Origin of the sequence: Caviibacter abscessus, from assembly GCF_001517835.1 — a bacterium.
Taxonomy (GTDB): Bacteria; Fusobacteriota; Fusobacteriia; order Fusobacteriales; family Leptotrichiaceae; genus Caviibacter; species Caviibacter abscessus.
In genome coordinates this window covers 141254-160567 of sequence record NZ_LOQG01000027.1, presented here as the reverse complement: position 1 = coordinate 160567, position 19314 = coordinate 141254, and the positions used below count along the sequence as shown (strand labels likewise).

21 protein-coding genes and 1 tRNA gene are annotated in these 19314 nt (G+C 26.7%); all 22 read right to left on the bottom strand.

Going from position 1 to position 19314, the window contains the following annotated elements; all coding sequences use genetic code 11:
* Nucleotides 1–410: 410 nt before the first annotated feature.
* Nucleotides 411–1175 (bottom strand): hypothetical protein, encoded by a 765-nt coding sequence (locus AWT63_RS04155; protein WP_068268557.1) that lies wholly within the window; start codon nt 1173–1175, stop codon nt 411–413.
* Nucleotides 1176–1337: 162 nt separating this feature from the next.
* The gene (locus AWT63_RS04150) at nt 1338–3095 is read right to left on the bottom strand and encodes an acyltransferase family protein (RefSeq protein WP_068268556.1); all 1758 of its coding nucleotides are present in this window, start codon (nt 3093–3095) and stop codon (nt 1338–1340) included.
* 59 nt (nt 3096–3154) lie between these two features.
* On the bottom strand, nt 3155–3931 hold the full coding sequence (locus tag AWT63_RS04145; RefSeq protein WP_068268555.1) for a tRNA lysidine(34) synthetase: 777 nt from the start codon (nt 3929–3931) through the stop codon (nt 3155–3157).
* Between the two features lie 35 nt (nt 3932–3966).
* Nucleotides 3967–4518, bottom strand: a complete 552-nt coding sequence (locus AWT63_RS04140) for a tetratricopeptide repeat protein (RefSeq protein WP_068268554.1) — start codon at nt 4516–4518, stop codon at nt 3967–3969.
* 141 nt (nt 4519–4659) lie between these two features.
* The gene (rpmB, locus tag AWT63_RS04135) at nt 4660–4926 is read right to left on the bottom strand and encodes a 50S ribosomal protein L28 (protein WP_068268553.1); all 267 of its coding nucleotides are present in this window, start codon (nt 4924–4926) and stop codon (nt 4660–4662) included.
* 73 nt (nt 4927–4999) lie between these two features.
* Nucleotides 5000–5896: a LysR family transcriptional regulator gene (locus AWT63_RS04130; RefSeq protein WP_068268552.1), complete on the bottom strand. Its 897-nt coding sequence runs from the start codon at nt 5894–5896 to the stop codon at nt 5000–5002.
* A gap of 19 nt (nt 5897–5915) precedes the next feature.
* Nucleotides 5916–5992: transfer RNA gene (locus AWT63_RS04125), tRNA-Met, on the bottom strand.
* A gap of 92 nt (nt 5993–6084) precedes the next feature.
* On the bottom strand, nt 6085–6816 hold the full coding sequence (locus tag AWT63_RS04120; RefSeq protein WP_068268551.1) for a DUF4912 domain-containing protein: 732 nt from the start codon (nt 6814–6816) through the stop codon (nt 6085–6087).
* A 10-nt stretch (nt 6817–6826) separates the two neighbouring features.
* Complete coding sequence (gene tsaD, locus AWT63_RS04115) at nt 6827–7837, bottom strand: tRNA (adenosine(37)-N6)-threonylcarbamoyltransferase complex transferase subunit TsaD (protein ID WP_068268550.1); 1011 nt, start codon at nt 7835–7837, stop codon at nt 6827–6829.
* Between the two features lie 190 nt (nt 7838–8027).
* Nucleotides 8028–8624: a hypothetical protein gene (locus AWT63_RS04110; RefSeq protein ID WP_068268549.1), complete on the bottom strand. Its 597-nt coding sequence runs from the start codon at nt 8622–8624 to the stop codon at nt 8028–8030.
* A 177-nt stretch (nt 8625–8801) separates the two neighbouring features.
* On the bottom strand, nt 8802–9590 hold the full coding sequence (locus tag AWT63_RS04105) for a TrmH family RNA methyltransferase (RefSeq protein WP_407921935.1): 789 nt from the start codon (nt 9588–9590) through the stop codon (nt 8802–8804).
* Complete coding sequence (locus AWT63_RS04100) at nt 9574–9912, bottom strand: histidine triad nucleotide-binding protein (protein WP_068268548.1); 339 nt, start codon at nt 9910–9912, stop codon at nt 9574–9576. Before AWT63_RS04100 ends, AWT63_RS04105 begins: the two co-directional genes overlap by 17 nt.
* Nucleotides 9909–10349, bottom strand: a complete 441-nt coding sequence (gene rpiB, locus AWT63_RS04095; protein WP_068268547.1) for a ribose 5-phosphate isomerase B — start codon at nt 10347–10349, stop codon at nt 9909–9911. The genes AWT63_RS04100 and rpiB overlap by 4 nt, the downstream gene beginning before the upstream one ends.
* Nucleotides 10346–11695 carry an MATE family efflux transporter gene (locus tag AWT63_RS04090; protein ID WP_068268546.1) on the bottom strand — a complete coding sequence of 450 codons (1350 nt, stop codon included), beginning with the start codon at nt 11693–11695 and terminating at the stop codon, nt 10346–10348. The genes rpiB and AWT63_RS04090 overlap by 4 nt, the downstream gene beginning before the upstream one ends.
* A gap of 55 nt (nt 11696–11750) precedes the next feature.
* A complete protein-coding gene (gene rpsO, locus AWT63_RS04085; protein WP_068268545.1) occupies nt 11751–12008 on the bottom strand; it encodes a 30S ribosomal protein S15 in 258 nt (85 codons plus the stop codon).
* Between the two features lie 101 nt (nt 12009–12109).
* A complete protein-coding gene (locus AWT63_RS04080) occupies nt 12110–12550 on the bottom strand; it encodes a nucleoside 2-deoxyribosyltransferase (RefSeq protein WP_068268544.1) in 441 nt (146 codons plus the stop codon).
* 9 nt (nt 12551–12559) lie between these two features.
* Complete coding sequence (locus tag AWT63_RS04075) at nt 12560–14353, bottom strand: ribonuclease J (protein WP_068268563.1); 1794 nt, start codon at nt 14351–14353, stop codon at nt 12560–12562.
* Nucleotides 14354–14415: 62 nt separating this feature from the next.
* Nucleotides 14416–16293, bottom strand: a complete 1878-nt coding sequence (mrdA, locus tag AWT63_RS04070; protein WP_068268543.1) for a penicillin-binding protein 2 — start codon at nt 16291–16293, stop codon at nt 14416–14418.
* Nucleotides 16294–16296: 3 nt separating this feature from the next.
* Entirely contained in the window at nt 16297–16611 is a 315-nt protein-coding gene (gene rsfS / locus AWT63_RS04065) for a ribosome silencing factor (RefSeq protein WP_068268542.1), read from the bottom strand.
* A 9-nt stretch (nt 16612–16620) separates the two neighbouring features.
* A complete protein-coding gene (locus AWT63_RS04060; protein WP_068268541.1) occupies nt 16621–17589 on the bottom strand; it encodes a hypothetical protein in 969 nt (322 codons plus the stop codon).
* 17 nt (nt 17590–17606) lie between these two features.
* On the bottom strand, nt 17607–18317 hold the full coding sequence (locus AWT63_RS04055; RefSeq protein ID WP_068268540.1) for an RsmE family RNA methyltransferase: 711 nt from the start codon (nt 18315–18317) through the stop codon (nt 17607–17609).
* Nucleotides 18310–19314 carry a Holliday junction branch migration DNA helicase RuvB gene (gene ruvB / locus AWT63_RS04050; RefSeq protein ID WP_068268539.1) on the bottom strand — a complete coding sequence of 335 codons (1005 nt, stop codon included), beginning with the start codon at nt 19312–19314 and terminating at the stop codon, nt 18310–18312. The genes AWT63_RS04055 and ruvB overlap by 8 nt, the downstream gene beginning before the upstream one ends.

Genomic DNA, 19314 nt, shown 5'->3' with positions numbered 1-19314 from the left:
TCGGAGATGTGTATAAGATACTGAGCAAACTCTTCATTCTTTATTTCTTTTCAAGTTTTTTATTCCCTTGTTTCTTTTCACAACACCTTTTGTGTCTCTTCTTTTTTATTTCTTAACATCTTGTTTGCTTTTCTTTATTCTTTCATTGTCCTTCGTCCCCTGTTTTCCAGTTGACAAATCTTATATTACCAAACTCATTTCCTTTTGTCAAGGACTTTTTTTATTATTTTTAGAATTATTGAAATAATCTAATATTTATTGGCATATTTTATCTATATAAAGTTTCATATTTATATTAAAATGTATAAAAAAATGGATTAATTCTATAAAGAACCAATCCAATCTTAGTTATATTTTATCATGTTTATCAGTTAGTTATATTAGTTATATGAGGTTTGTTAAAGTAATTTTTACTTTTGTTCTGTTTGCTCTTCTTTTGTTTCCGTTTTATCTTTAAGAGTAACAGGAACAATTGTGCTGTCTATTACTGTTGTTGTATTTTCCATAATTTTTGGTTTTATTTCGTATCCTACTCTTAAACCAAGTCTTAAACCAATTTTATGATGAAAATCTTCTTTTTTATCTGAACATTGATTTGCATTTCTTGTATAACGTCCATCGTATACTAGTTCTGATAAAAACCAGTCTTTTGTTAAACCTAATCCTAAACCATAATAGAAACCATCTCTACGTTTAGAATCACTAGGAATAGGCTTTTTGCTTTCGTCAAAACTATTCATAAATACATATCCCATTCTTAGAACTGTATACAGTCTTAAATTAGTTTCTTCTGATTTATATGTTTCTAATTTTAAAGCACCGTAAACAGGTATAAAAGTTGCTATATATTTACCATTTGTAGCTGTAACATTTTGTTTTTCGACTGTTTGTTGCACGTTATTCTCATCATAGTCATACCCCAACTTTGTTTCCCCAAAATTATATTCAACACCTGCTCCTATTTTGATGGCTTCATCAAGAAATTGAAGTGGGTAAACTTCTGCTCCAACTATAAATCCTCTACCATTATTAGTTGTTGTTGAATTAGTTAGATCTGTTTTTGCTCTTGTACTTGATCTATAAAAATCATACCCTACTTTTACATTAGCCTCCAAACTAAAAGCCATAGAACTAATACTACTTAATATAATTAACCCTAAAATAATTTTTTTCATAGTATTTTCTCCTTATTCGTGCTTATATACCCGACATTATTTTAACACACTGTAGTAATAATGACTGGATTTATTTCTATATCACATTACACTTTATTAACTAAGTTAAATGTATAATATTCGTAAGCATTGATTTTCGGTTGAGAAAACTTTCACATATTTTTAATTATTTCGCTCTTTTTTCTTAATTGGTCTTTCATATATTTTTGGCTTTATATCTTTACTAGGTTCTTTTAAATTCCTATCTAAACTATCTATAATAAGCTTTATTAATTCTTCCGCACCAGTTTCATTCACATGAATTTTATCTGCTTTAAAATATTCATCATGTCCATTTGAAACACTATACCAATCTATTACTTTAACATCATATATATTTTTAGCAATCCCTAATGTTTCATTGACTTTATAAAGCCAAGGTCTAGGTACATTAATATTAATAAAATAAATATCTGCATTTTTAAATTTATTTTTTATTTTTTCAATATCACCTAGTCTTATTTCTCCATTTGTACCAAGCATTATAATTACAGCAGTTTTGCTATTATTAAATTTTTTATAATCACTTGCAACTTTTATAGCATCAGACATTTGTCTTCCCACTTGACCATCAACTGTAAGATTTGAAAATACATTTCCAAAAGCATGTGCAATATTTATAGAAAGCGAATCTCCAATTAGTAATATTTGTTCATATTCTCCTTGTTTCACCTTATTTATATTTGTATTTTCAACAATTTTATTTACATCAACTTTATTAACATCAATTTGTAGTATTTTCGTACCAACTTCATTTTCGTTTATAAGTCTATAAGAAATAAGATCTTTTTTCACAAATAATAAGGATACAATAATATATATTATCATCAATATATTAAGTATATTTTTTATTCTTTTTGATAAAATATTTAATATAGTGCATATAATAATTATTAAAATTAATCTACATAATATATGAAAAATATTTGGTCTTGCATATTCTTCAAATGGAGTTGTAAGCACTATAATAGCATAATGCCAAACATATAACTGATAAGATTTTTTACCAATACTATTTAAACATGCCAGTAAATTTGATTTTGAAAGTTTTATTACTATATATCCAAAAATTATAGAATATACACTCACCAAAGCATATTTATACAAAAATTCATTATTTACATCTACAAATTTCATAGAAACTATAACAGCAATTAAAAGTATATATGCAATAATATTATTAGATTTTTTTATCTTATCTGTTGAAAAATATACAGCATAAATCGATCCTATTGTTAAAGCATAAAATCTAGTTAATGGTGAGTAATATATTATAGATATATTATTTTTTCCACCAAAATGATATATTAATATTATAGATAGCACAGAAATTATAGTTAATATAATCAAAAACTTTTTTAGATGCTTTCTATTTTTTAATTTACTTAAAATGAAACTATAAAAAATAAAAAATTGAATATCTAATGCTATATACCACAAATGTTTTACAGGTGAAGCTATATTAAAATTATCAAAATAATCATTTTTATTTAAAATAAGCCAAAAATTTGAAAGAAAAAACAAAGAAAATACTATATTTTCCCATTCATTCATAAACCATACTCTATTTGTTGTAAGCATCACGCAACTTAATACAAGTATCATAAAAAGTAAAGTTGGAAAAAGTCTCGAAATTCTTTTAAAAATAATATTTGAAGGTATTACAACATAACTTTTTAATATTTTATCTGTCATTAAATAACCTGTTATAACCAAGAACAAATCAACTGCCAAAAAACCTCCAGGTAATTTATCCGGTACAAAATGATATATCAAAATTATTATTATAGCTAAAGCTTTTAATCCATTTAAGCCTTTTAATTCAATATCTTTTTTATCTATAAAACTATATTTTATATGTAAATTATTTATTATACTCACTTCCTTGAAATTTATTTTTGAAAAATGCTATAATATATGCTTAATTTTCATCAAATATATTATTTTTTAGGAATATAGTCAAACACATAATTAAGGTTTATATTTCTCATGGAATTAAAAATTCTTTTCTTTATACCAGGATTTTTTTCCTCAAGTGTTTTTAGTAATTCTTTTATCTCTTTTCTTTTACTGACTAAAGTCCCTTGTGCTACTTTACATCCACAAGTCATTGCATTTATACCATTATTTACAGTGTACCTTATTATATCTTTTTCTTCTACATAAACTAACGGCCTTATAACCTGTAAGTTACCGCTTTCAGAATCTACTTTAGGTAACATAGTCTTAATTGATGCACCATAGAACATGTTTATAAGAGTCGTTTCAATAACATCATCAAAATGATGTCCCAGTGCTATTTTTGTATAGCCTAATTTTTCAAGTTCCCTATAAAGTACTCCTCTTCTCATTTTTGCACATAAAAAACATGGGCTTTCTGGAGATAACTTATATGCTACATCAAATATATCAGTATTTATTATTTCACAATCTATATTAAGCATTTCTAAATTTTTCTTAAACTGCTCTAAATTTTCTTCAGTAAAACCTGGATTTAAACTTATAGCTTTAAATTCAAAATTTTTAGATTTATCTTTTTTTAATTCTTGAAATAATTTTGCAAGAAGTAAACTATCTTTACCTCCAGATATTGCAATTGCTATTTTATCATTATTCTCTACTAAATTAAATTCATGTACAGTTTTTAGAAATGGGGTATATATTTTTTTCCTATATGTTGTTACAAGACTTTCCTCCACTTGTTTTAAAAACTCCATTTATGTCCTCCAAAGAAAAGTGGCTATTGCCACTACTAAAATTTCGTTTTTATGTATTCTAATTTTTCTTTAATATCTTCTGCCTGCGGGTCTAATTTATATGCTGCAAGATATTCTTTATATGCTTTTTCGTGTCTTCCCATGTGTTCATACTTTCTTCCAAAATCAACATGAGCCGTTATTATATCAAAATCTAAAAATATCGCTCTATCATAATAATTTATTGCATCTATTATCATACCTCGTCTTGAGCTTATATTCCCTAATAGAAATAATACAAATGGTTCTTTACTGCTTAATTCCAATGCTCTTCTAAGACAAGCTTTTGATAATTCTAAATTATCATTTTCATAATATAAATATCCTAAAAACGCCATTATTTCGTGATCATTCGGCATATCTTCCGATAATTTTTCATATATTTCAATTGCTTTACTATTTTGTTTATATGCATGATAAATATTTGCTAACTGTTTTAGCGAATCTATATCATTTGCATCATTTTCTATATTTTTTTCTAATTTTTTAATGCAATCTTCTATATCACCGTTATATCTAAACTCTCTAAATATTAGTGTCTTTAGCATTTTACTCTCCCGTTTGTTTTATGTGATTAAAATTATATCATAATATATGCTTTTTTTCAATTTATTTTTGGTACAAAAAAAAGCTAGAATAATGAATTATTCTAGCTTTTCACGTAATTAGAAACAGAGTACTAAGCTAGATTACTCTGCTTCTGAAAATAAAACTTTTGCTAATCTAGCACTTAAGTTATTCTTATTTTCCATTAATATTTTCTTAACTTGATCCGGATTTTTTCCTTTTAAAGTTTTCATAGCTTTTGTACAAACTCTAACTCTAACATCTTTATCATTTACTGTTATTGTCATAACTTGTAAATTTGGTTTCCAAATTCTTTTAGTTGCTCTATGTGAATGACTTACTGAATTTCCGTGTCCTGTCTTTTTACCAAATACTTCACAAATTTGCATACTCACACCTCCTAAATTAATACCTAGATTTTCATTCTACCACAATAATTAATAATTTTCAAGAAATATCTAATTATAACTTATTTTTTATTTCCTTTAGCGGTTTATCTATGTCATATTTTTTAACAAAATCAATAAAATCTTTTATCAAATCATTTTGCACGGTTTCTTTTAAATACATCATTTGAAACTTATTTTCTTTCTTATCAAACCTATGTATTATTTTAAACTCTTTATTAAATACATTATGATATATACAATAATACGGTACTACAGCATACCCTATTCCTAAATTAACAAAATGTTTAATTGTTTCAATACTGCCATTTACACTCATAACCTTATCATTACTAAAACCTACAATTTCTTCAAATTGTTCTATGTAATTATTAATATTTGCATTATCACGTTTTAAATAATAAATATTCGCAAGATCTTTGTATTTTTTTACACTATTTGGAGCTATTATTACAAAAGGATAATAATCTGTGTCTATAACTTTAACTTCTTTATCTCCTATTGCCATATCTTCTGTGAATATAATATCAAGATTTCCTTCTTTTAAATTAGTAAATAAAGAATTATTATTTTTTACAAAAATATCAAATTCAACTTTAGGATTAATATCCCTATAATCTTTTATTATTTGTGGTAATACCGGCTCTCCTATATTATGTGTTGCTCCTACAAATATTTTAATTTGATTATTATCTACTATTTTTTTTATATTATTTTCCATTCTTGATATGTTATCGAATATTTCACTAGCCATTTTAAAAAGTTCTTTACCCGCAAATGTTAATTTAAAAGTTTTTGACGTTCTTTCAATTAACTTGGTATTTAAACTTTCTTCAAGTCTTTTGATTTGCACAGAGATCGCAGATTGACTGATAAAAAGCTTTTCACTAGCTCTTGTAAAACTCTGTGCTTTACAGGTTTCATAAAATGATTTTAATTGATGTAAATCCATATTTACTCCTATAAAAAAATGGTGTCTAGGAACGGAATCGAACCGTTAACCTTACGGGTATGAACCGTATGCTCTAGCCGATTGAGCTACCTAGACATCCTTTTAACAAATAATATATTATCAAAATTATAAAAGTTTGTCAACAATTAAATAAAGAGAAAGTTAAAATTTAACTTTCTCCTTAATTACTATTTTCTAATTAAGTCAGATGAGCCAAATCTTAAATTTGATGAACCATTGTACATAATCTTTTTATCTGAACTAATTGATTTAATTTCATCATCAAGTATTTCATCTCTAAATTCAAGTTCATCAGGCAAATCATATTTAGAATATGTTTTAAGATAAATTTTCTTTTTATATTTTAATCCTCTTCCCCAAGTTACGCTTGTATTATTTGTTATTCTTCCTCTTGGAGAAATAGCAGTATTTGAATGTGCTACTTCAAAAAATTCACCTTTATTGTTTGTAAATCCTAAAGATACTTCGTAAATACCATCAGCTTTAACATTATTTATATATTTAGAACCTACTCTACTAGGTATTTTAATAGTCATAAACAATCTTTTTTCTTTATATACTTTAAGCGTTACTTGATCTTCAACATTATACTTTTCTTTTAATGCTTTAAACGTATCTTCTCTTACTTCCCAATATGTAAAAATTGTCGTTGTATTTTTAGGAATAAGTACAATCTCATCTGTATAATAGACATTAGGTAGTGGTGCTTTGTCAAAATACTTGTCTGTTCCAACGCTATACTTTTCAGCAATAAATTCTGTTATTTCATTTGCTGCTTTTTTAGTCATATTTACTCTTTCTAAATAGCCTGGTCTTTTCATTCTTTTTCTTGAAGGTATTAATTTTTTGTTTACATAATTTCTGTATTTTCTTAAAAAATTATATGTTTGTTCTAACATTTTTCCTCCTTTAGTTTCTATGAAATTCTTTAGTTGATGTAGCATCAACGTTAATAGATATTTCTAAATCTTTTCTATATTTTAACATATAATAAGCACAAGCCGCTATCATTGCACCATTATCAGTACAATATTCCATTTTTTTAGGGAAAATAATATCTACATCTTTTAGTTCATTTGAATTATAAAGTGCTTCCCTTAAATAAGTGTTAGCTGAAACTCCTCCAGCTATTGCTATTGTTTTTGCATTTGTATCTAAAATTGCTTTAATCGCTTTTCTTTTTAAATGCTCAACTGCCGTACACTGAAATGATTTTGCTATATCACTTATATTATAACTTTCATTTTTCATTTGTTTTTTATTTACATAATTTGTAACGTATGTTTTTATTCCACTGAAACTTAAATCATAATCTTTAATATTTGGTAACGGTATATTAATATCTAACTTACCTTCTTTTGAGCATTTCTCAATTGCAGGTCCTCCAGGATACTGTAAACCTATAACTCTTGCAACTTTATCATAAGCTTCTCCAATTGCATCATCTAGAGTTTCACCTAACAATGTTAAGTTATGATTTTCATCCATATTATATATACTTGTATGACCACCGGAAGCAACTATTGTTATTGCAGGTAATTTTACATTATCATTTTCAAGAAATAATGAATAAATATGTCCATTAATGTGATTAACTGGTATTAAAGGTTTATTAAATTTAACAGCTAATCCTTTTGCAAATATTAAACCTACCAATAATGAACCTATTAATCCAGGTTTATTAGTTACAGCTATATAATCAATATCTTCCATAGTCATATTTGCTTCTTTTAAACATTCATAAAGTACATAACTTATATTTTGTATGTGGTGTCTTGATGCTATTTCAGGCACTACTCCACCATATTTTTTATGTATATCTATTTGTGTAGCAATAATATTACTATATACTTTTTTGCCATCTTCAACTATCGCAATAGAAGTTTCATCACAGGAACTCTCAATTCCTAAAATTTTCATATTTTTCTCCTTTATTACTACTAATTATATTACAAAAAAGTGCAAAATACAACAATAAAAAAACACATTAGAATACTAATGTGCTTTCTTAGAATTGAAAAAAACATGATTATTTGTATCTTTACTACAAATGGAGTATAACATGCTTTCCTTAGAATTTCCTTATAATTTAATTATATTTTCCTTATATTTATTTTAAAGGACATAAATCTTGAACCATTTTAAATTCTGCTACATCAGGTATTGGATGTTGTTCATTATTCCAATTTCTTGTTAATAAGAAAGTAAATCTTCCATTTTCTTCTGTATAAAGAGCAGAACCATCAAATTCATTTACAGTTTTGATAACTTTATATTCTTTATCCCCAATTTTTATTATATTATTTTCAAGTTTAGGATAAACATGTGAGTGTAAATATCCTGAGAATGAATGGAAGAAAGTTCCTTTAGGGTATTGTTCAGGTTTTATATGATTTAAATCCATCATAGTTACATTTACACCTATAGTTATACTTCCATTTTTGTTTGTAAATACTGTAAAGTTATTATTTATATCTTGATAACCATAATCTGTTTTAGTTAAAAATACTCTTCCCCAACCTGGGATATATAAAAGATCTTTCCCTTCAGATTTTCCTAATTGTAATGTAATAGGAACAGCTTTGTTTTCATTGCAAGTTTTGTACACTACAGAACTTTCAAAAACAGGTTTTTTGTGCTTCCCATGTGCAAATCCTGCAATAGATAATGTTAAAAATGCTAACATCATCGTAAAAATTTTTTTCATATCAATCACTCCTTTTTTTCCTATTATATAACTAAAAGAAATATATTTCAATACCTATAGTTCAGTTATATTAATAAAATTACTTAGATAATCTAATTAATTTGTGCGAAAAATCAGATAATTTTTTTAGGTTGAAAAAAATGCACCTAATTTTTAGATGCAAAATGTTTAATAATTCTATATTTTCTTTTCAATTTCCCTTACCTTATAAAGAAAAACAGCACTGGCAACTGATACATTAAGTGAGTTTATATTACTTGATATAGGTATTATTGTTTTATAATCAGAAATATCTAATAAAGTCTTTGAAATACCTCCACCTTCATGTCCAAATATATAGGCATTTTTGTTATCATTTAATTTTATATCCCTATAGTCAATCGACCTATTATCTAACGCTGTTGCAAATACTCTATAATTATTATTTTTTAAAAATTTAATTATTTCATCATATTTTGAATAAATTACATTAATATTAAAAATTCCTCCCATAGATGCTCTAACCGCTTTTGGCGTGTATACATCAACAGAACCTTTTGTAAGTATTAAATTTTTATATTCTAACGCAACCATTGTTCTAATTATAGTTCCTACATTACCAGGGTCTTGAACATCATCTAAAATTATTACATCTGACGATATTTCACTTAAACTACAAGCATTTTTTGAATAAATAAATATTATTCCTTGACTGTTTTCTTGTGTTGATAACTCATTAAAAAGCGATGTTTTTAAAACTGTTATTTTATCATACTTTGATAAATCATACTTATCATTAAAATATTCAAATTTATCACTTGAAATTATTATTTTGGTAAAATTTTTATTATCCTCTAAAAATTTTTCACCTTCTGCAATAAAAATATTATTTTCATCTCTATATTTTTTCTTACTAAGTTTTTTTAACAGCTTATAATTCTTATTTTCTTTACTTTCTATATATTCAACATTACATATCTGTTCCAAGTTTTCTACCACCTATTAAATGATAGTGCATATGAAAAACTGTTTGTCCTCCATCTTCACCTATGTTTGTTACAACCCTATAACCTGTCTTATCTATACCAAATTCTTTTGCAAGTTTAGAAATTACAATCTGTATTTTACCTAAAAGATTTAAGTCTTCCTCTGTGGCACTATTTAAATTAACTATTTCTTTTTTAGGTAATATTAGTATATGTACCGGTGCTATCGGAAAAGCATCATGAAATGCTATAACTTCATTATCTTCATAAACGATTTTAGCAGGAATTTCCTTATCAATTATCTTTTTAAAAATTGTGCTCACTCACAACCACATCCCTCTAACTTTTCAACTCTTCTTGCGTGTCTTCCACCTTCAAATTCTGCATTTAAAAATTCTTTGACACAAGATTTGGCAAGATCAGGACCTATCACTCTTGCTCCTAATGCAATTATATTAGCATTGTTATGTTGCCTTGCAAGTCTTGCACAAAGTTCATTTGTTACAATTGCTGCACGTATACCTGATATTTTATTTGCAGCCATGGATATTCCTATCCCTGTACCACATATTAAAATACCTAAATCCGCTTCTGATTTTAAAATTGCATTTGATACAGTTTTTGCAAAATCAGGATAGTCAACTGAATCATAGCTGTCCGTTCCAAAGTTTATAACTTGGTGTCCTTCACTTTCAAGAAATGAAACTAATTCTTTTTTTAGAGCTGGACCTGCGTGGTCATTCCCTATTGCTATTTTCATATTATTCCTTCCTTTTCCTTTAGAAATTTTATCCATATAATTTTAAACCAAACATAACTTACAATACCTTTTAATAACATACTTATGCTTATTACCCACCATATTGTATTTATTCCAAATATTGGTGCAAAAATATATATAAATGGTATTCTAAGACCTGTACCTATAACTCCTATTATTGTAGGTTGATTTATTTTACCTATTCCATTAAATGCTCCATTTGTTATAATTTCAACACATTGAAATATTTGAGTAAGCCCTATTATTTTAAGATATGCCACTCCATAATTAATTAATTTTTCATCTGTAAAAAATCTACTATAAAGAGTTCTTGCAAAAACAATGAATACAAAAGATATAAATATTGCAAATATACTTATACTTTTAATTGAAACCGAATATACATTTTTTATTCTATCATATTGTTTTGCACCATAATTTTGAGCTATATATGTCGCAACCGCACTTGAAACCCCTCCGGCTATATTCCACGAAAAAGATTCAAATTGAACTCCAAGTCTTTGAACCCCTAATACACTTTCATCAAATGAAGCGATCATATTAGCAATTACAATAGAAATTAAAGTAAATAAAACTTGGCTTATTCCTGAAGGCATCCCTATTTTTATTACCTTTATGTACATAGTGTAATCATCTATTTTAAATAATTTCATATTTTTAAATTTTGATTTTGGATTTTTAAGATATATTACCAAACATATAAATGAACTTATTTGTGATACCACTGTTGCAATAGCTGCACCACCAATTCCCATTTTAAATGTATCAAGTAATAAGAAATCCAAAAATATATTAAGTATTACTCCAAAAGAATTAAATACAAATGGACCAAATGTATCTCCATCAGCACTTATTATTGATGAAATAGTACCTGATAAAAATAAAAAAGGAAAACCAATCGCTGAAATTTTTAAAAATAATACTGCATTATCAAGATATTCTGGATTTGAAACTCCTACTAATTTTATAAGAGAGTTTGAAAATATAAGAGCTATCAACATACAAAGTATTGAAAATAAAGTTGTAATTATTATTGATACTCTTGCATATGCCCTTGCTTTTTTATTTAATTTAGCTCCTATCGATTGTGCAACAAGTAATTGAGCACCATTTTTAGGTATTACAAGTAAAGCAAATGACAAAATAATGAAAAAAGTAGCAGCCGCTGCTGATGAAACTGCATAATCACCTAAATATTTGCTTATAAATTTAATATCAGTAAGATTGTATAATATAGATACCAATGATGTTAAAATTACAGGTAAAGAAAGCTTAAATAAATTTATACCAATATTTCCTGTAAGTATATCTGCTTTTTTTCTCATAAATTATTCTCCTAGAAAAAAAGGAACAAGTACAAAGTACTTAGCTCCTGAGTGTTTATTTTCTTATTCCTAATTTTTCAATAAGATTTCTATATTCTTCAAGTTTTTTATTCTTAATATAGTTTAACATTCTTCTTCTTTTTCCAACCATTTTTAAAAGCCCTACTCTTGAGTGAACATCTTTAGGATGCACTTTTAAATGTGCTGTTAAATGATTAATCTTTTCCGTTAAAATTGCGATTTGTACTTCTGAAGATCCTGTATCTTTTTCATCTTTACCAAATTCTGCGATAATTTGTTTAATTTCTTTCATTTTGTTCCTCCATAATTTAATATTTAATCTAAGTATATATTTGATGAAAATATAAACTGAGAAAAAATTACATATAATCTTATCATTAAGATATTTACTTGTCAAGAATTTATTTTTTTTAGTTCTTCAACAGCTTCTTTAAATGAATAGACTAAAACACCGTATTTTAAAACTGCTCCTAAAACAAAGTGATTCATACCATAAGTAGGTATTTCATATTTATTAGCAGATCTTAATCTAATATCAGAATTTATACCAATAATTTTTTTATTCCATGCAATAGCAAATCCTAATTCAACCATTACTCCAGCATCTTCATTTGTTAAATCAAATATACATACATCTGAATTAAAAACTGCATTTGCATCGCCTTCATATATACTTTCAGGACTTGGTAAACTTTGCTTATTTTCATTAAAAGGTTGCTCTATTGGATTGAATAAGTCAATATCTGGTATTTCCTGTCTTAAAATTTGTCCTTCTTTTAATCTTTGTGCAACTTCTGCTTCATTAAATAACGAACCTGCTAAATATACTTTCATACTAACTCCTTAAACTTCAATTATAACTGGTAAAATCATTGGCGATCTGTCTGTCTTTTTATAAAGATAATCAGATATCTTATACTTCAATATTTGCTTTATTTTAGAAATATCTTGTATATTTTGACTTTCAATATTTTTTAATTCTAATTTTATAATTTCTTTTGTCTCTGTAAGTAATCCTTCTGCATCTTTTATATAAACAAATCCTCTTGTAACTATTTCAAGTTGTTCTCCAAATTTTCCTGACTTATAATACGGTATAGTTACAACAAAAATCCCATCATCAGCTAAACTTTGTCTATCTCTTAATACTGTATTACCCACATCTGAAATTCTTGAACCATCTATTAAAGTTAAACCTGCCGGAACTTTTCCAACTACTTTACAAGAATTTTTAGTAAGTTCTATTTTAAATCCATTTTCAGCAAGTATTACGTTTTCTTCAGGAACACCTGTTAACACAGCCATTTCCTTATGTTTTTTAAGCATCGCGTATTCACCGTGTACCGGCATAAAATATTTTGGTTTTACTAAATTTAGCATTAATTTTTCTTCATCTTGACTTGCATGTCCTGAAACATGAACTCCTACTGATCTTTCAAATACAACATCTGCTTGTCTTTTTAGAAGTTGATTTACATTTTTACTTGTTGCTTTCTCATTTCCTGGAATTGGTGTTGATGAAATTATAACAGTATCAGATTCTCTTAATGTAATATATTTATGTGTTCCATTTGCTATTCTTGATAAAGCTGCAAGTGGTTCTCCCTGTGTTCCTGTACATATTACTAAAACTTCATCTTCTCTCATAGTTTCCGCTTTTTCAATGTCTATCATTAAATCTTTGGGCATATCTAAATATCCTAAATTTTGGCATATATCAAAGATTTTTAACATACTTCTTCCATCTATTGCAATTTTTCTTTTATATTTTACCGCAACATTTATTATTTGTTGTATTCTATGAACATGTGAAGCAAATGCAGCAAGTATTACACGTCCTTTAGCTTTTGATACCTCTTCATCTATATTTTTTCCAACTGTTCTCTCAGATGGTGTATACCCAGGAACTAATGAATTTGTACTGTCAGCAAGCAACATATCTACACCTTCTTCTCCAAGTTGTGATATTCTTGCAAAGTCAAATCCATCTCCTTTTACAGGTGATAAATCAATTTTATAATCTCCTGTATGAAGTATAGTTGCTGTAGGCGTTTTAAGACATATTGCGCAAGCATCAGCTATACTATGTGTTATACTTATAAACTCAGCTGTAAAATACTTAGATATTTTTAGTACCTTTCTTGTTGGTACAACATTAAATTTAGGTTTTTTAATATCTTTTCTTTCAAATTTTGATTCCACAATAGCCATTGTAAGTTTTGTACCATAAGCATCTATTTGATTTCCAAGCTTTTGGTATAAAAATGGTACTGCACCAATATGATCTTCATGACCATGAGTTATTAAAAGTGCTTTTACTTTATCTACATTTGATTCAAGGTAAGAAATATTTGGTATTATCAAATCTATTCCTAAATGCTCATCTGAAGGAAATGAAAGTCCTGCATCTATTATTACGATTTCATCTCTATATTGAAATAAAGTCATATTTTTACCAACTTCTTCAAGTCCACCAAGTGGTATTATATAGGTTTTATCCGTAACAATTTCTTCTGACTTCTTTTCTTTCTTTTTTCTGACAGTTTTTTTAATTTTATCCACTTCAACATTTTGCTGTTCTTTTTCGGTCTCTTTTGAACTTTCAAAACTAAAAATAGGATCTTTGGTTATTTCCATTAGCTTTTTAGATAGTCCAAGTTTCTTTTTCTTAACTGTCGGTTTATTTCCGTCCTCCACTTTTATTCTCCTTTCTTTAAATTATAATAATATTCTATAAATTCTCTAGCTTGTTGTCCTGCTGCAACTCCACCGTATCCACCTTGCTCTACTAATGAAACAAAAGCAATTTTTGGATTATCTGATGGAAAATACCCAGCTATCCATGAGTGATTATTACCACTACTGTTTTGAGCGGTTCCTGTTTTAGCAGAAACTTTAACTCCCGGTATTCTAAGTACATGTGCAGTTCCATTATTACCTGACACAGGTAATTCTAAAGCTTTTTTTAATTCTGCTATAGTTTGCTTACTAACTTTAAGTTCTTTTTTTATTTTTCTTTCATTTGTTTCAGTATTTCCGTAAGAATCAATAAATCTATCAACTAAAGTTGGATAAAGCATTATTCCATCATTTGCTATTGCTTGATACACCATAAGCATTTGAAGCGGTGTAACAAGTATATATCCTTGACCTATTGATAAATTTACTAAATCTCCAGGTAACCATATTTGATCTATTTTTTTATTAAATCTTTTTTTCTTCCATTCCGGTGTAGGTAAAACTCCATCTTGCTCTCCTGGTATATCAATTCCAGTTTTTTCACCTATACCAAATTCACTTGCAATTTTTACAAACAAATCAAAAGGAACTCTTCTTAAAAGAGTATAATAATATGTATTAACTGATTCTTCTATTGACTTATAAAAATTTGTAGTTCCATGTCCTGAAGTATGTGAATCTCTAAATCTAACTTTTCCTAAAGTAAAAACACCCGTTGAATATACCGTTTCAAGTGGGCTTATACCACTTTCTAATATAGCTGCTCCTGAAACAACCTTAAATGTTGAACCCGATGGATAAAGTCCAGCTATTGATTTATTAACAAGTGGTCTCTCTTTAGAATTTAGTAAGCTATTCCATAATTCTTTTGATATTCTTGAACTCAAAATATTAAGATTTATTTCAGGTGAACTTACCATTGTTATAATCTTACCTGTTTTTACATCAATTGCAATAAAACTTCCTGCTTTTCCAGCAAAATTTTCAGTCATATGTTTTTGTAAATCATAATCAATTGAAAGATATATATTTTTACCACTTTTAGTACTTACTTCATCAATTTTTTTTATTACATTCCCTTTAACATCAACTTCAACAAATTCCTGTCCATCTGAACCTTTTAAAATACTATCGTAATTTTTTTCAATACCCTTTTTACCTATTTGATCATCACGAGTATATCCTAAATCTTTCAAATTTTCATATTCTTGAGAGCTTATAAGTTTAACATTTCCTATTACACCTGAAGCTATATTATTTTCAGGATAATATCTTTTATTATACTCAACTATATCTATTCTTTCATTTGGAAGTTTTTCAACTTCTTTTTGGGCAAGTTCTGCATCAAAATCTTCAACCACAGTTATTTCTTTGTCAAATCCTGTTGGAACTGTTTTATAAAATATTTCAAGTATTTCATCAAAACTGTTACCTGAAATTTTTGCTATATATGATATATCATCATAAATTTCGTTTAATTTTTTTTGTTTTTTTTCACTTTCATTTTGTAAAGCTTTACTTTTATCATATTGCATAGAAAGCAAAAGTTTTTTCTCAGATTCTGATATACTTTTTGTAAATTTATGTATTATTTTATAACCTGTTGCATTATCAGCTAAAATATGACCTTTTACATCATAAATTTTACCTCTGGTTGCTTTTACAACATTAGTTCTAAGACTGTTTCTTACAGCTCTATCTCTATAACTATCTCCATTTATAATCTGAAGATAATACAGTGTTCCTATAAGAACTAAAAATATAAATACAATAATTATAGAGAAATATTTAACTCTTTTTCCTTCATCTTCTTTATCTATTTCTCTTTTTACTTTCATTTTCTATATTTCTCCATATAGTTCATCTAATTTATAGTAACTTCTTGCATCTTTTGTAAAAATATTTACTATTATATCTCCGCCATCTATTAAAACCCATTCACTTTCTGACTGACCTTCTATAGACTTAACTATTTCCATGCTGTCTTTTACCTCTGTTGTAATTGCTTCAACATTTCTTGTTGATGAACCAGTACAAATTATAGAGTAATCGTAATATGGAGTTTTTCCTTCCATAGCATATACTTTAATATCTTCACCTTTTTTGTTTTCAATTGCTTCTACAATTTTTTTTACCTGATATTTAATATCTAACACTTTTTCTCCTTATTTATTTGTTGTAATAACTATTTTATTATCTAAAGTATTGTCTTCAACTAATTTAGCACTAGGTATATATCCAAGCAATTTTTTTGCTATTAATATATCTTCAGCTTTATAATTTATAACTGTAACATCTTGTGCTTTATCAACTTTAACAACATTTACTTTATAATCATGTAATAATTCCTTTAAATCAGAATTTTCATTTATTGATTTAACTTCAATTGTATAATTTACATTAGCATCATTTCCAGTTATTAACACAACATCTGCTTCCGGTTTAATTTTATCATCTTTTTTTATTTTAACGTATTTTATATTTGTACTATTAATAAACTTACTTAATTCTTCATCAGATAATTTATGATTAATTACATATGTCATATTCAAGTTTTCAGAATAATTTTCAGCTGTATATTTCATTTTTAAGTTAGATTCAAATGCTCTACCTAATTTTTTAGCAAATCCTGCTATTCCATTTGCATTTAAAATACTTACTAATTTTCCTTCAAGTGATATTTGTACATTAGAATTATCTTTTACTTCAACAATTTCTGAACTGTCATCATATGCAACTAAGGCTTCTCCTGTTTCTCCTGCCAAAAGTTTTGCAAGTTTTACACTATCTATAAGTTGTTTGTTTTCAACTTTTATAATTGGAATAACAGATGAGTTTTGTGGTTTGTTACCCTCTTGTACTCCATTTATCTTATGAGGAAAATATCTATTTAAATCTGATAATAATTTTTTTTCATCTTTTACATATGATACAAAGAATTTAGAAAAATAATCTTCTATTTTATTTTCTTTTGTTATATATGTCCCTTTAGGTAATTCAATAACTTCATTATCATAATAAATATAATATTTATCTTGAGAAACTACAAGTTTATTTTGTTGCCCTAAGTCTTTATTTAATCCACAACTAGATAAAACAAAGAAAAATAATGCTATCAGTATATTTTTTTTCATTAAAAACTCCTTTCGCACTAATATCCATAATTATGTGATATTATACTTGCTACTGTAATTGCTGCTGTTTCAGCCCTTAATATTCTAGGTCCTAAGCTTATTTCATATGTATTTTTACTTTTTAAATATTCTATTTCTGAAATATCAAATCCACCCTCAGGCCCTATGACATATAAAATATTTTTATCATTTTTGTCAATTATATCTGTAATTTTTTTAGAACTGTTTGAATTTTCATATAAATAAATTACTTTATCATATGCTTTTAAATCAATTTTATTAAGTGTAGTAATTGGAGTAATATTTGTTTTTTGTACTGCTTGGCATTGTTTCATACTTTCTTTAACTATATCATTCCACTTTTCTTTACTATCATTTATTTTAACAACAACTCTTTTTGTTTTTATAGGTATAATGTTTCGTATACCAAGTTCTGTAAGTTTTTGAATTATCAAATTCATCTTATCGTTTTTTATAAGTGAAATTGCTGCATCAATATTTATATTCAAACTATATTTATTTTCAAATTTATTAATAATTTTTAATATTATTTCTTTTTTTGATATAGAAAATATTTTTGCTATATATTCATATTCATTATCTACCACTCTTATTTCATCATTTATATTACATCTATGTACATTAACAATATGATTGATATCTTTTTTATCATAAATATGTATATCGCCATTTTTTATATTTTCTTTTTCAATAACCATACTAAACATTAGGTTTCTCCTTTATTCCTAAATGTTTGTATGCCTTATCAGTAACCACTCTACCACGATGCGTTCTTTTTAATAAACCTTGATTAATTAAATACGGTTCATATACTTCTTCAACGGTTCTTTTATCTTCTCCTAATAATATTGATAAAGTTTCAAGTCCAACAGGTCCTCCATTATAATTTTCTATTATTTTAACAATAATACTTCTATCCATAGAATCAAGACCGTATTCATCAATTTCCAATAAGTTAAGTATTCCATTTACTGCTTTTTGATCTATTACTCCGTTACAATTAATGGTAGCATAATCTCTTGCACGTTTTAAAAGTCTGTTTGCAAGTCTTGGTGTACCTCTGCTTCTTTTTGCCATATTAGAAATTGCATCTTGTTCATAAGAAATATCAAAAATACTTGCACTTCTCATTAATATTTTTTCAAGTTCCTCATTTGTATACATTTCCATTCTGTGAGTTACTCCAAATCTGTCACGAAGAGGTTTTGAAAGTTTTCCTGCATTCGTTGTAGCTCCTATTAAAGTAAATCTTGGAAGCTCAATTCTTATACTTTTTGCAGCATGTCCTTTACCTATTAAAATATCAATTTCTCCATCTTCCATGGCAGGATAAAGTATTTCTTCAACTGTAGTATTAAGTCTATGTATTTCATCAATAAAAAGTATATCTCCATCTTCAAGCGATGTTAATATAGATGCCAAATCTCCTGATTTTTCAAGTACTGGACCTGATGTTATTTTAATATTTTTATTCATTTCATTTGCAACAACATAAGCAAGAGACGTTTTCCCAAGTCCTGGAGGACCGTAAAGTAATATATGATCTACTGGTTCATCTCTTAACATTGCTGCTTTAATATATAGTTGCATAGCTTTTTTTAGTTTTTCCTGACCTATGTAATCATCAAAGGTTTTAGGTCTTAAATTATTTGTAGTGTTATCTTCCATATGTTCATTTAAATCTGTAAATCTTTCAAATTCCAT